This window comes from Geodermatophilus sp. YIM 151500, from assembly GCF_025716945.1.
GTDB lineage: Bacteria > Actinomycetota > Actinomycetes > Mycobacteriales > Geodermatophilaceae > YIM-151500.
In genome coordinates, this window is the sequence record NZ_JAOVZT010000011.1 from 1 (window position 1) to 11,677 (window position 11,677).

At 75.7% G+C, this 11,677-nt stretch carries 17 protein-coding genes and 1 riboswitch; of the genes, 7 read left to right on the plus strand and 10 right to left on the minus strand.

Translation table 11 applies throughout. The features are described from left to right. The 4 genes from OF117_RS16700 to OF117_RS16715 all read left to right on the plus strand — a co-directional run. On the plus strand, window positions 1-444 hold a 444-nt coding region (locus OF117_RS16700), incomplete at its 5' end, for a cobalamin biosynthesis protein (protein ID WP_263553975.1). Window positions 445-659: 215 nt separating this feature from the next. Continuing rightward, on the plus strand, window positions 660-1,106 hold the full coding sequence (locus OF117_RS16705; protein WP_263553976.1) for an ANTAR domain-containing protein: 447 nt from the start codon (window positions 660-662) through the stop codon (window positions 1,104-1,106). Between the two features lie 144 nt (window positions 1,107-1,250). Continuing rightward, window positions 1,251-1,916 carry a lysophospholipid acyltransferase family protein gene (locus OF117_RS16710; protein WP_263553977.1) on the plus strand — a complete coding sequence of 222 codons (666 nt, stop codon included), beginning with the start codon at window positions 1,251-1,253 and terminating at the stop codon, window positions 1,914-1,916. Further along, entirely contained in the window at window positions 1,913-3,418 is a 1,506-nt protein-coding gene (locus OF117_RS16715) for a cobyric acid synthase (RefSeq protein WP_263553978.1), read from the plus strand. The genes OF117_RS16710 and OF117_RS16715 overlap by 4 nt, the downstream gene beginning before the upstream one ends. 31 nt (window positions 3,419-3,449) lie before the next feature. On the opposite strand, the gene OF117_RS16720 is transcribed toward OF117_RS16715, so the two are convergent. Next, the gene (locus OF117_RS16720) at window positions 3,450-3,836 is read right to left on the minus strand and encodes an acyl-CoA thioesterase (protein ID WP_263553979.1); all 387 of its coding nucleotides are present in this window, start codon (window positions 3,834-3,836) and stop codon (window positions 3,450-3,452) included. A gap of 131 nt (window positions 3,837-3,967) precedes the next feature. On the opposite strand from OF117_RS16720, the gene OF117_RS16725 reads away from it, so the two are divergent. Both OF117_RS16725 and OF117_RS16730 read left to right on the plus strand, forming a co-directional pair. After that, complete coding sequence (locus tag OF117_RS16725) at window positions 3,968-4,588, plus strand: MSMEG_1061 family FMN-dependent PPOX-type flavoprotein (RefSeq protein ID WP_263553980.1); 621 nt, start codon at window positions 3,968-3,970, stop codon at window positions 4,586-4,588. A 40-nt stretch (window positions 4,589-4,628) separates the two neighbouring features. Further along, on the plus strand, window positions 4,629-5,054 hold the full coding sequence (locus OF117_RS16730; RefSeq protein ID WP_263553981.1) for a VOC family protein: 426 nt from the start codon (window positions 4,629-4,631) through the stop codon (window positions 5,052-5,054). 187 nt (window positions 5,055-5,241) lie between these two features. On the opposite strand, the gene OF117_RS16735 is transcribed toward OF117_RS16730, so the two are convergent. Continuing rightward, the gene (locus OF117_RS16735; protein ID WP_263553982.1) at window positions 5,242-5,439 is read right to left on the minus strand and encodes a hypothetical protein; all 198 of its coding nucleotides are present in this window, start codon (window positions 5,437-5,439) and stop codon (window positions 5,242-5,244) included. A 247-nt stretch (window positions 5,440-5,686) separates the two neighbouring features. Here OF117_RS16735 and OF117_RS16740 point away from each other — a divergent pair, with 247 nt between their 5' ends. Next, window positions 5,687-6,271 carry a type II toxin-antitoxin system PemK/MazF family toxin gene (locus OF117_RS16740; protein WP_263553983.1) on the plus strand — a complete coding sequence of 195 codons (585 nt, stop codon included), beginning with the start codon at window positions 5,687-5,689 and terminating at the stop codon, window positions 6,269-6,271. A gap of 6 nt (window positions 6,272-6,277) precedes the next feature. On the opposite strand, the gene OF117_RS16745 is transcribed toward OF117_RS16740, so the two are convergent. From OF117_RS16745 to OF117_RS16780, 8 genes are all read right to left on the minus strand, one after another. After that, window positions 6,278-7,087: an MBL fold metallo-hydrolase gene (locus OF117_RS16745; protein WP_263553984.1), complete on the minus strand. Its 810-nt coding sequence runs from the start codon at window positions 7,085-7,087 to the stop codon at window positions 6,278-6,280. Between the two features lie 76 nt (window positions 7,088-7,163). Further along, the gene (locus OF117_RS16750) at window positions 7,164-7,931 is read right to left on the minus strand and encodes a maleylpyruvate isomerase family mycothiol-dependent enzyme (RefSeq protein WP_263553985.1); all 768 of its coding nucleotides are present in this window, start codon (window positions 7,929-7,931) and stop codon (window positions 7,164-7,166) included. A gap of 14 nt (window positions 7,932-7,945) precedes the next feature. Beyond that, on the minus strand, window positions 7,946-8,590 hold the full coding sequence (locus OF117_RS16755; protein ID WP_263553986.1) for a TetR/AcrR family transcriptional regulator: 645 nt from the start codon (window positions 8,588-8,590) through the stop codon (window positions 7,946-7,948). Between the two features lie 62 nt (window positions 8,591-8,652). Then, a complete protein-coding gene (locus tag OF117_RS16760) occupies window positions 8,653-8,904 on the minus strand; it encodes a hypothetical protein (protein ID WP_263553987.1) in 252 nt (83 codons plus the stop codon). 95 nt (window positions 8,905-8,999) lie between these two features. Next, the gene (locus OF117_RS16765; RefSeq protein ID WP_263553988.1) at window positions 9,000-10,061 is read right to left on the minus strand and encodes an AbrB family transcriptional regulator; all 1,062 of its coding nucleotides are present in this window, start codon (window positions 10,059-10,061) and stop codon (window positions 9,000-9,002) included. A 115-nt stretch (window positions 10,062-10,176) separates the two neighbouring features. After that, window positions 10,177-10,470: a transcriptional regulator gene (locus tag OF117_RS16770; protein WP_263553989.1), complete on the minus strand. Its 294-nt coding sequence runs from the start codon at window positions 10,468-10,470 to the stop codon at window positions 10,177-10,179. Further along, complete coding sequence (locus tag OF117_RS16775; protein ID WP_263553990.1) at window positions 10,467-10,937, minus strand: hypothetical protein; 471 nt, start codon at window positions 10,935-10,937, stop codon at window positions 10,467-10,469. Before OF117_RS16775 ends, OF117_RS16770 begins: the two co-directional genes overlap by 4 nt. After that, on the minus strand, window positions 10,934-11,380 hold the full coding sequence (locus OF117_RS16780; protein WP_263553991.1) for a hypothetical protein: 447 nt from the start codon (window positions 11,378-11,380) through the stop codon (window positions 10,934-10,936). The genes OF117_RS16775 and OF117_RS16780 overlap by 4 nt, the downstream gene beginning before the upstream one ends. A gap of 103 nt (window positions 11,381-11,483) precedes the next feature. Then, a riboswitch (cobalamin riboswitch) is annotated at window positions 11,484-11,626 on the plus strand. The last annotated feature ends 51 nt before the right edge of the window (window positions 11,627-11,677 follow it).

Here is an 11,677-nt window from a genome sequence, read left to right on the forward strand (position 1 = left end):
GACGCGATGGTCGGCCACCGTTCACCCCGGTACCTGCGCTTCGGCTGGGCGGCCGCCCGCGCCGACGACGTCGCCACCTGGCTGCCCGCCCGGCTCACCGCCGCGCTCACCGTCGCCTGCGCCCCGCTCGCCGGCGGCTCGCCCGCCGGTGCGCTGCACACCTGGTGGCGCGACGGCGCCGCCCATCCCAGCCCCAACGCCGGCCGCTGCGAGGCCGCGGCCGCCGGGGCACTGGGTCTGCGGCTCGGCGGACGCAACCGCTACGGCAGCCGCGTCGAGGAGCGACCGCGTCTCGGCGACGGCCGCTCACCGTCGGCGGCCGACATCGGCCGTGCGGTCCGGCTGTCGACCGCCGTCGGCGCGGCCGCGGCAGCCCTGGCCGTCGCCGTCCGCCTGCTGGCCCCCGTCCGCTCCCCGCCCGGGACGACGCGCCCGAGCCCGTGAGGGATAGGCGACCCTAAGTGAGGGCACGTCCGGTCGTCACCGGGAGATCACCGCACGGCCACCGGAAAGTCGGTGCGCCCGGGCCTACGGATGGGTAACGTCCGAACCGTTCGGAGCGACCGATCCGGTTCCGGTCGGTGGTCCCGCGGCGCGTCCAGAAGCGGCGTGCCGCGGACCCGTCGGTGCTCCCGGCGCGCGTTCGACGAGGAGAGCCGATGTCCTCAGCAGCGACGACCTCGACAGCGACGACCTCAGCAGCGACGACCTCGACCACGCCGGCCCGGCAGCGCGGTCACGTCCTGCCGCTGCGGCCGGTCGCACCGCGATCGGCGACCGACGACCGGATGCCGTCCGCCGGCGCTCCCGGGGCTGCCGGCGACGCCGAGCGGGTGCGGGCCCTCGAGACCGAGGTGGCCCAACTGCGCACGGCGATGGCCAGCCGGGCGGTGATCGAGCAGGCGAAGGGCGTGCTGATGCTGCTCACCGGTTGCGGGGAACAGGCCGCCTTCGACCTGATGGCGCACATCTCCAGCCACACGCACCGCAAGGTCCGCGACGTGGCGCACGTCCTCACCGCGTCGGCGTCCGGGCGCACCGGCCTGCCCGACGACGTCCGCGCCATCCTGCGCGACGCCTGCCCGCCCAGCGTCCCGCTGCACTGACGCCGCGACGCCCCGCCCGACGGGGGCACGCGCCCGGGGCGTCCACCGCACGGACCTGACATCGCTCCCTGCCCGGCGGTTCGGGATGATGCCCGAGCCGCCGGTCTCTCCGCCGTGCGCGGCACCGAGGGAGGGAGCGCCTGCGTGTTCTACGGGATCGCCAGGTTCGTGCTGAAGCCGCTGTTCTTCCTCGTCTTCCGGCCGCGGGTGACCGGCCGGGAGAACGTGCCGCTCACCGGTCCGGTCATCCTGGCCAGCAACCACCTGTCCTTCATCGACAGCATCGCCATCCCGCTGGTCGCTCCGCGGCGGGTCTCCTACCTGGCCAAGTCCGAGTACTTCACCGGCCGCGGCTTCGGCGGCTGGCTGAGCCGCACGCTGTTCACCGCGCTCGGTGCGCAGCCCGTCGAGCGGCAGACCCAGCGCGCCGCGCAGGCTGCCCTGGACACCGCGCTCGGCGTCCTCCGGCGGGGGAACGCCTTCGGGCTGTACCCCGAGGGCACCCGGTCGCGCGACGGCCGCCTGGCCCGGGGCAAGACCGGCGTGGCCTGGTTGGCGCTGACCGCCGACTGCCCGGTGGTGCCGGTGGCCGTGGCCGGCACGGACAAGGCGCAGCCGATCGGGGCCCGCTGGCCCCGGCCGCACCGCATCTCGGTCACCTTCGGCCGGCCGCTGACCTTCCCCGAGCAGCGCGGCCAGGCCGGGCGCAACGCGGCCCGGCGGGTGGTGACCGACCGGATCATGCTGGCCATCGCCGACCTGTCCGGGCAGGAGAAGGCGGGCTGGAACGCCCCGCGCGAGGTCGCGTGACGCCGGGCGCGCTGCTCGTCGCCGGGACGACGTCGGACGCCGGCAAGTCGCTGGTCACCGCCGGCATCTGCCGGTGGCTGGTCCGCCAGGGGGTGTCGGTGGCGCCGTTCAAGGCGCAGAACATGAGCAACAACTCGATGGTCACCCCGGACGGCGCCGAGATCGGCCGGGCGCAGGTGGTGCAGGCCGCCGCCGCCCGGGTCGAGCCGGAGGCGGCGATGAACCCGGTGCTGCTCAAGCCGGGCGGCGAGGACGCCAGCCAGGTCGTCGTCCTCGGCCGTCCCGTCGCCGAGGTGACCGCGCTGTCCTACCGGCCGATGAAGGCCGCTCTCCTGGAGCAGGTGCTGGCCTCGCTCGCCGAACTGCGCGCGCGCTTCGACGTCGTCGTCTGCGAGGGCGCCGGCTCCCCCACCGAGATCAACCTGCGCGCCGACGACATCGCCAACATGGGCCTGGCCACCGCGGCCGCGCTGCCGGTGGTCGTGGTCGGCGACATCGACCGCGGCGGGGTCTTCGCCTCCCTGTTCGGCACCGTCGCGCTCATGCCCCCGGCCGACCAGCGACTGGTGGCGGGGTTCCTGGTCAACAAGTTCCGCGGCGACGTCCGACTCCTGCAGCCGGGGCTGGACGAGCTGGCCCGGCTCACCGGCCGGCCGGCGCTGGGCGTGCTGCCGTGGCTGCCCGGCCTGGCGCTGGACACCGAGGACTCCCTCGGCATCGGCGTCCCGCTCGCCCCGGCCGGCCCGCCCGCCGGGGAGGAGGTGCTGCGGGTGTCGGTGGCCCGGCTGCCGCGGCTGTCCAACGTGACCGATCTCGACGCGCTCGCCGCAGAGCCCGGCGTCCTCGTCCGGTACGCGACCCGCCCGGAGGAGTTCGGCGACGCCGATCTGGTCGTGCTGCCGGGCACCCGCGCCACCGTCGCCGACCTGGCCTGGCTGCGCGCGTCCGGGCTGGCCGACGCCGTGCGCCGGCGGGCCGCCGAGGGCCGGCCGGTGCTCGGCATCTGCGGCGGGCACCAGATGCTCGCCCGCACGATCACCGACGAGGTGGAGTCCGGCGCGGGCACCGTGCCCGGGCTCGGTCTGCTGCCGGCCGACGTCCGCTTCGGACCGGAGAAGGTGCTGGCCCGCCCCGTCGGCAGCGCCTTCGGCGAGCCGGTGCGCGGCTACGAGATCCACCACGGGGTGGTCGGCTACGACGAGGGCGGGGCCGAGCCGTTCCTCGACGGCGGCCGGTCCGGGGCCGTCTTCGGCACGACGTGGCACGGCGCGCTGGAGAACGACGGCTTCCGTCGCGCCTTCCTGACCGAGGTGGCCCGGCTGTCGGGACGGCGGTTCGCGCCGGCCCCGGGCACCGATTTCGCCGCCGTCCGCGAGGCCCGGCTCGACCGGCTGGGCGACCTGGTCGCCGAGCACGCCGACACCGGCGCGCTGTGGCGCCTCCTCGAGTCCGGCGTCCCCGACGACCTGCCCCTCCTCCCGCCGGGTGCGCGGGCGCGCTAGGCCCGCCCGCCATCCCGGGCGGGGCGGCGGATCAGTCGGTCAGCTTGGCCCGGATGTCGTCGGGCCAGGGCGCCGGGCGGCCGTCGGCGATGGCCACGTAGGTGTTGCGGACGACGCAGCAGACCCGCTCCCCCACCCGCACGGTGTAGCGCACCGTGACGCTGGTGGTGCCGAGCCGCTCGAGGTCGGCGTCGACGGTGACCGTGTCGCCCCACCGCGCCGACGACGTCCACTCCAGCGACGAGGCCTTGACGACCGGGTCCCACCCCTGGGCGACCAGCGCGTCCCAGGGCAGGCCGCGCGAGGCCCACCAGTGGTTGGACGTCTCGTCGGCCCAGGTCAGGTAGTGCGCGTTGAAGACGACACCCTGCTGGTCGCACTCGACGTAGCGGACCGGCGAGCTCCACCGTGCTGACACGGGGCAGCACGCTAACGGGCGGCCGTCCCGGGCACGGCGGCCGCCCGCCCGGCCGCCCGGTCGCCGGACCGCCGGGCTCGGGGAGCCGCCGGGCCCCGGCCGGGAGCGGCAGGCCCGATACGGTCCGACCCGTGGACGCCACCCCCGGACCCGCGAGCCGCGCCGACACCGAGGTGCTCGCGGGCTACCGCGCGCCCTCCCAGCGGGTGCTCGACAAGGTCGTCCACCGCATCGACGAGCACTGCGCGGCCTTCATCCGGCTGGCCCCGTTCGCCACCCTGGCGACGTCGTCGGCCGACGGGTGGCCGGAGGTCTCCCCCAGGGGCGGCGACCCGGGCTTCGTGAAGGTGCTCGACGAGCACCGGCTCGCGCTGCCCGACCGGCAGGGGAACAACCGGGTCGACAGCCTGCGCAACCTGGTGGGCAACCCGCGGGCCGCGCTGATGTTCCTCGTGCCCGGCATCGACGAGACGCTGCGGGTGTACGGCACGACCGCGCTGGTCGGCGCCGCCGACCTGGGCCTCGACCTCACCGAGTTCGGCCGGCCGCCGCTGTCGGTGCTGGTGCTGCGGGTGGAACGGGCCTACTTCCAGTGCTCGAAGGCGGTGATGCGGTCGGGCCTGTGGGACCCCGCCCGCCGGGTCGAACGGTCCGTGTTCCCGCCCTTCAGCCAGGTGCTGCGCGACCACTGCCGCGACGACTCCGTGCCCGACGAGGTGGCGCTGCGGGCCGGCCTGGCGCAGGAGCTCTGACGCCGCCCGTTCCGTCGGCGCCCTGCCCTAGCGTGCGGCCATGGCACACGACATCCAGATCGCGGTCGACTGCGCACGGCCGCACGAGCTCGCCGACTGGTGGGCCGCAGCGCTCGGCTGGGAGGTCGAGCCGCAGGACGAGGCGTTCATCCGGCGGATGATCGATGCAGGGCACGCCTCGGACGCCGACACGGTGGTCCACCGCGGGGCGCTGGTGTGGCGCCAGGGGGCGGCGATCACCTCGCCGGACCCCGGCCGCCCGCGTGTCCTCTTCCAGGTGGTGCCGGAGCCGAAGACGGCCAAGAACCGGCTGCACCTCGACGTGCACGTCGGCGCCGCGGCCCGCGAGGCCGAGGTCGCGCGGCTGGTGGCGATGGGCGCGCGCGAGCTCTGGCGCTCCTCGCAGGGCCCGCTGGAGTGGGCCACCCTGGCCGATCCGGAGGGCAACGAGTTCTGCGTCGCGTGACGACAGGGCCGGGAGCATCGCAGCGAGCGCCAGCGAGCGAGGAGCGGACCGGCCCGCGGAGTCACGCCGGGGACACCGCGTGACGACAGGGCCGGGAGCATCGCAGCGAGCGCCAGCGAGCGAGGAGCGGACCGGCCCGCGGAGTCACGCCGGGGACACCGCGTGACGACAGGGCCGGTGTGGCCGGTCAGCCCGCCCGCAGGTCCCGCGCGAGCTTGCGCGACACGACGGTTCGCTCGGCGACCTGGCGGATGCGCTCACGGTGGGGTCTGCGCTCGGGGCCGCGGTACCGGGCGTCCTCGACGAGCTGCAGTGCGGCCAGCACGCTGGCCTGCACCTCGCGCTCGCGCGGGGCAGCCGGACGGGCGGGTTCTGCCGAGGTCATGGGAACCCCCTCTCCCGGGCACCCCGGAGGAGGTCCCCGTGGGGCCATGGTGCCCTGTCACCGGCACACCGAACCCCATCTGTGACTGCTTGATATCAATGGGTCACATGAGGCGTCGACCGCGCCGACCCGGCCCGCGGGATCCGGCCGGGCCGCGCTGCGATCGGGCCCACGGAGCCTGCCCCGGGCTGCGATCGGGCCCGCAGAGCCTGCCCGGGGCTCGGCCGGGCCCGCGTAGCGTGCCGTCATGACACAGCACCGCCTCCGGCGGCTCGGCGCGCGACTGGCGCGCGGCGTCGGGCGGCGGCTCGGCCGGTCCCGGGGCCCGGCCGCGCGGACCGCGCCCGGCGGACGGTCGCCGGGTGAACGGCGACCGCCGGACGACGCCCGACGGGCAGACCAGGAGCACCTCGCGGCCGGACCCGCACGTGCCGGTGCCCCCGCCGGCGCGCCCGTCGTCGACTACCGCCCCTACGACGACGAGCGGCCCGATCCGGGCGAGGTCGTCTGGGCGTGGGTGCCCTTCGACGAGGGCGACGGCCGGGGCAAGGACCGCCCGGTGCTGGTGATCGGCCGCCGCGGACCCGCCCTGCTCGGGCTGACGCTGACCAGCCGCGACCACGACCGCGACGCCGCCGACGAGGCCCGCCACGGCCGCGTCTGGATGGACCTGGGCCGCGGCGCGTGGGACGCCCGGGGCCGCCCGAGCGAGGTGCGCCTCGACCGGCTGCTCGAGCTGGACCCGGCGACCGTCCGCCGCGAGGGCGCCGCGCTGGACCGCGCCCGGTTCGACCGCGTCGTCGCCGCCGCCCGGCAGGTCCAGGGCTGGTAGCCCGGGTCAGGTCGCGGCGACCGGTGCGAAGCCCGTCAGCAACTCGTCGAGCGCCTTCTGGTCGGGGCCGACGAACGGGTCGGCGTCCGGCGCCAGCCGGATGGTGTCCAGCAGGTCGTCGACGCCGTGCAGCGCCGGCGGCAGGTGGGTGCTGAGCACCGCTGACGGCGCCATGGCCCGCAGGCGGTCCATCGTGCGTTCCCACCTCGACCGGTCCACCACGTGCACCCACGGGCTGTCGACCGCGGCCCACAGGAGCTGGGCCGCACGGAGGTCGTCGGCGGGCACCGCCCGGACGTCGTCCGCTCCTGCAAGCTCCCAGGTCGGCAGCGGGGCGCCGAAGCAGTCGGAGCTGAAGACCACACCGGTTGCCGTCTCGAGGAAGCCGGTGGTGGCCGGGCTGTCGTACAGCGGCGGCCGGAACGCCCGCAACTCACGATCACCGACCGAGAGGCTCTGCCCCGGGTTGACCAGGCGCACCCGATCGAGCGGCAGCTCCCGCTCGCACCCGAGGATCCCCATGCCCAGATACGTGGTCACGACGGTCACTCTCGGCGCGGCGGCGAGCAAGGAGAACAGACCTCCGGTGTGGTCGCGGTCGGGGTGCGTCAGCCAGATCCAGCGGACGTCGGCCGGGTCGAGCACCGCGGCGAGATCCTCGACGAAGCGCCGGTCGCCCAGCGACATCCCGGTGTCGACGACGACCGGTTCGGCCGCGTGCAGCACGAAGGCGTTCACCGGCAGCACGCCGATCCCCGGGACATCCTGCGGATCGGCGAGCGTGGTCACCCCCGGCAGGGGGCGGAAGGTGTCCATGACGCTCCTCCATATCTCTGACGCGAGGCGCGCATGCTCGCCCGCGGGGCGGCGGGCGTGCCGATCCCGCCGCAACTCAGAAGGGCACCTGCTGCGCCAGCAGGCCGTCGCCGGTCCCCCGGCCCGACAGCACGCGGCAGAAGTCCACGGCGTCGAGCTCGTGCGCCTCGACGTCCGCACCGCCGTCCGCCCCCGACGACCACTCTCCGCCGGCCGGGCCGGTGAGCCGCAACCGGTACGGCTGGCCGTGCCGGCCCGCCCACTCGGCGACGACGTCCGCGACCAGGACGCCGTCGTGGTCCGCGGTCAGGACTGGCTCCGTGCCGGTGGCCGCGGCGAGGTCCATGCGGTGCATCCACGGGTCACGGGTGAGGACGACGTCGGTGAGGAAGCCGATCCGCCACCACTCGCGCTCGGGACCGACGACCTGCTCCTCGGGCAGCTTCACGGCGCCGAGCAGCACGGACAGCCGACGGCGGCCGCGGACGGCCCGGGGTGCGGCGGCGGCGAGCCGGTCGACCAGCTCCGCGGGCGACAGCCCGGCCCGCTCGCGCACCTGGACGGCGGTGAGCGCGTCGATGCCCCCGCCGGCCCGCGACGCGGCGGCGTTCTGGTGCACCAGCTGGCGCAGCGACGCGGTCATCTCGGTCATGCCGAGGGTGTGCGCGGCCATGGCCCGCACGTCCCACGCCGCGCAGACGGTGGGGCGGGACCAGTCGGCGGGGCCGAGCGCTCGCCACGCGGCGAGCGTGCGGTCGTACTCGGTGGTGGCCAGCCGGTACGCGGTCGCCCGGTCGAGCCGCGGCGCGCGCGGGCGGGAGCGGACGGAGGTCGGAGCGGCCATGTCGGCCTCCTGGATCAGCGGGGACGGGACGGGGAGTGGTGGTGGGCCAACCACATGTCCACCACGTCGGGCAGGATCGAGGTGAAGGCGCCGGTCTCGAACGGCTCACCGGGGGCGTTGGACAGCTGCTGCGAGACGACCCCGCTGAGCACCGCCGTCCAGGTGCGCAGCGCCCGGTCGACGTCGACGTCGACCGGGAGCACGCCCCGGTCGCGGAGCCGGACGACCTCGCCCCGGCCGGCCCGCTCGGCCTCGACCGCAGGCGCGTACGCGCGCTCGGACGGCACGAAGCCGGGAACCGGGCGCCAGAACATGAGCGCCGAGTACGCGGGGTGCTCGACCGCCCAGCGGACGAACTCGCGGGCGACGGCGTGGATGCCGGCCACCGGATCCGGGCCGTCGAGGGCCGCCGCCACGTCGTGCGTCGCGGCCAGCAGCAGCCGCCAACCGCGTTCGAACAGGGCGTCGTAGAGCGCGTGCTTGCCGTCGAAGTAAACGTACAGCGAGGGCGGCCGGATGCCCATCCGCCGGGCGACCTCGCCGAGGGTGAGCCCCGCGACACCCTGCTCGGCCATGACCTCGACGGCGACGTCGAGCACCTGCTCGATCGTCTCCTGCCGCCGCCGCTGCCGGCGGTCGAGCGGCACCGCCCCGGTCACCCCGCGGAGTGTTCTCCTAATGACCTTAGGAAGTCAACGAGGTCGTAGGTCCTGATCCGCCGTCATCCTGCCGCCGGCCGGTCGGCCGGTCGCGGCGCGGCCGCCGTCCGCAGGTGGTAGACCGAGTTGCGGCCTGGCAGCTCCTGCCGGTCGTAGCGATGCACGACCTTCGGGCCCGCGTGCAGGTGGACATGGGTGATCGTCGCCGGCGGCTCGCCGAAACGCGCGGCACGGACCTGCACCCGGCCGTCGAGCGGCCCGCCGATGAAGAGCAGGACGGCGTCCTCCGCCGTCGCCTCCGCAGGTACCGGCATCTCGCCCCCCTCCTCGTGCGGCCCGTGCCAGGGTAGGCGGCTTCCGGCTCGCCGGCGGCGGCTCGCGCGGCCGGCCACCCGTCGGGGGCGGGTCCTCAGCCGGCCCGGCGCCGCAGCCACGCGGCGACCAGCGGCGCGCTCAGCAGCACGGCGAACAACCGCAGCACCTGGACGGCGAGCACGAAGGTGGCGTCCGCCCCGCTGTCGCTCGCCGTCGCGAGGACCGCGTACAGCCCGCCGGGCGTCGTGGCCAGGTACCCGTCGAGCGCGCTGACACCGGTCGACCACGACAGCACCGCCCCGAGGCCGGCGGACGCGGCGACGACGGCCACGATGAGGGCCAGCGCCGCGGGCAGCGCCCGGCCGACGACCGCCAGGCTCGCCCGGGTGAAGGTCAGCCCGACCTGCAGGCCGATGACCAGGAAGGCCGCCGCCGCCAGCGGGCCGGGCACCTCCGCACCGCGCGACCACCCGCTGAGGTCCAGCGCCGCGGCCAGGACCAGCGGCCCGAGCATCGCCGCGACGGGCAGCCGCAGCAGGCGGCCGAGCAGGACGCCGGCGACGCCGCAGACTCCGCACAGCAGCACGCCGGCCGCCCAGCCGGGCCCGCCACCGGTCATCGCGTCGGACCCGTTGCCGGCTGCTCCGCCGTACAGGACGGTGGCCACGACCGGCATGAAGACCAGGACGAGCAGCACGCGCAGGTACTGCAGCACCGCGACCATGCGCTGGTCGGCGCCCAGCTCGTCGGCCATCGCGGTGACGCCCGCGGCGCCGCCGGCGAGCATCGAGAACGCCGCCGTCACCGAGCTGATCCCCCGCTGCAGGCGCAGCACGGCCGCGCCGAGCAGGCTCAGGACGAGCGTGCCGACGGTGACCAGCAGGACGGGGAGCCAGTCGCGGGCCACCGCCTCGAGCGTGCCCACGTCGACCAGCGTGCCGACCATGACGCCGATGACCGCCTGCCCGGACTGCCCGGCCCAGCGCGGGACCCGGGGAGCGCCCGGGGCCACCAGGGCGCGGCCGAGGCCGGCGGCCAGGCCGCCGAACAGGGTCGGCGACGGCAGACCGGCGAGGTCGAGCAGCAGGCTGAGCAGCAACGCGACACCGAGGACGGCGAGGGCGTCGAGCAGCACGAGGACCCGCCGCCTGCCCACAGTGCCTCCTGCCGCCGTCCGCTGCGCCGCCCATGCTGCCCTGCGGGGGGCGGCGCACCTATGAGGCGCCGGTCACACCGGCCGCGCGAGTGGCTGCCGGCCGGATCGCGGCCGGTCAGAGGCCCGCGATGCGGCGCAGCTCGGCGACATGCGCGTCGAAGGCCCGCCGTCCGTCCTTCGTCAAGGACAAGCTGGTGCGCTGGCGCGAGGCGATGGTCGCCTTGTGCACCTTCACGTAGCCGGCCTCCTCCAGCTGCTTGACGTGCTTGGAGAGGACCGAGTCGCTGACGCCCACCCGGTCGCGGACGGCGGCGAACTCCATCAGGTCGACCGCGGCGAGCAGGCCGCAGATCTGCAGCCGCGGTGGCGGGTGGATGACCACGTCGAAGCGCGGCGCGACCGTGGTCACAGCTGCCCGCGCAGCTCGGCGATGTAGATCCGGCTCCACCAGCGGCTGACCAGCGCGATGGTGAGACCGACGACGGCGCCGGCGACGACCATCGCCCCGCGGACCTCGAGGCCGAGCTCGACGACCAGCGCCGGGATCAGGACCGCCGACGCCGCCACCCAGTAGACGCGGACGGCCCGCCGCGTCGGCCCGGGACGGGTGCCGTCGACCCAGGTGCCGGTGAGCCGCCGGTACACCGACATCAACCAGCGCATGCCGAGCAGGTACAGCGGCAGCGCGACCACGGTCACCCAGGGAAAGGCGATCGAGTAGGAGGAGAGGAAGGCGAAGGTCAGCAGCCCGAGCAGCGCGTCGTACCACCACGGCTGCATCGCGCGGTCGGCCAGCGCCGCCCGGTCGGCCTGGAGCGCGGCCAGCTGCGCGGCGGCGGCGTCCCGGTCGGCCGGCGGCTCGATCCGGTCGCTCACCGCTCGCCCCGCAGCTCGGCGGCCCACTGCCGGCTCCACCGGCGGTTCAGGAGCGCGAGGGCGAGGCCGAGGACGGCGCCGGCGACCGGCATGGCCCACACCTGGCCGTACCCGTCCGCCAGCACGAAGGCCGGCACCAGGACGGCGGCGGCGAGCGGCACCCAGGTCAGCCACACGTTCCTGTCCGGGTACGCCCAGACGCCGGTGCGCCACCAGTAGGTCCAGGCCAGCCCGCAGAGACCGACGGCGAAGGCGAGCGTCACGAGCGCACGCACCTGCGAGTCCTCGAGCACCCAGGACGCGAGCAGGCCGGAGAGCAGCAGCCCCGACGCGACGTCGTGCCACCACGGCTGCACGACCCGGTCGGCGAGGTCCTCGCGGTCGGCCTGCAGCGCGGCGAGCTGGGCCGCGGCGAAGTCCCGGTCGGGAAGGTCGGTTTCCATGTCGGAAAGAGTGGCTGTGACTTTCCGATCCGTCAAGTGACGGGGCGGCTGTCCTCGAAACCTCCCCCCGTGGTGTGATGACGCGGCCACTGCGACGGCAGTGGAGGAAGCCGGTGCGAGTCCGGCGCGGTCCCGCCACTGTGACCGGGGAGTCCGACCCCAGGCTCCGCCACTGCGTCCCCGAGGATGTCCCGACGGGATGCGGGAAGGCGGGGGTCGGGCGCCGATCCGGGAGCCAGGACACTCCCGCCGTCGTCCACTGCCACTCCGGGCCACCGCGGATGTACGGCCACCCGG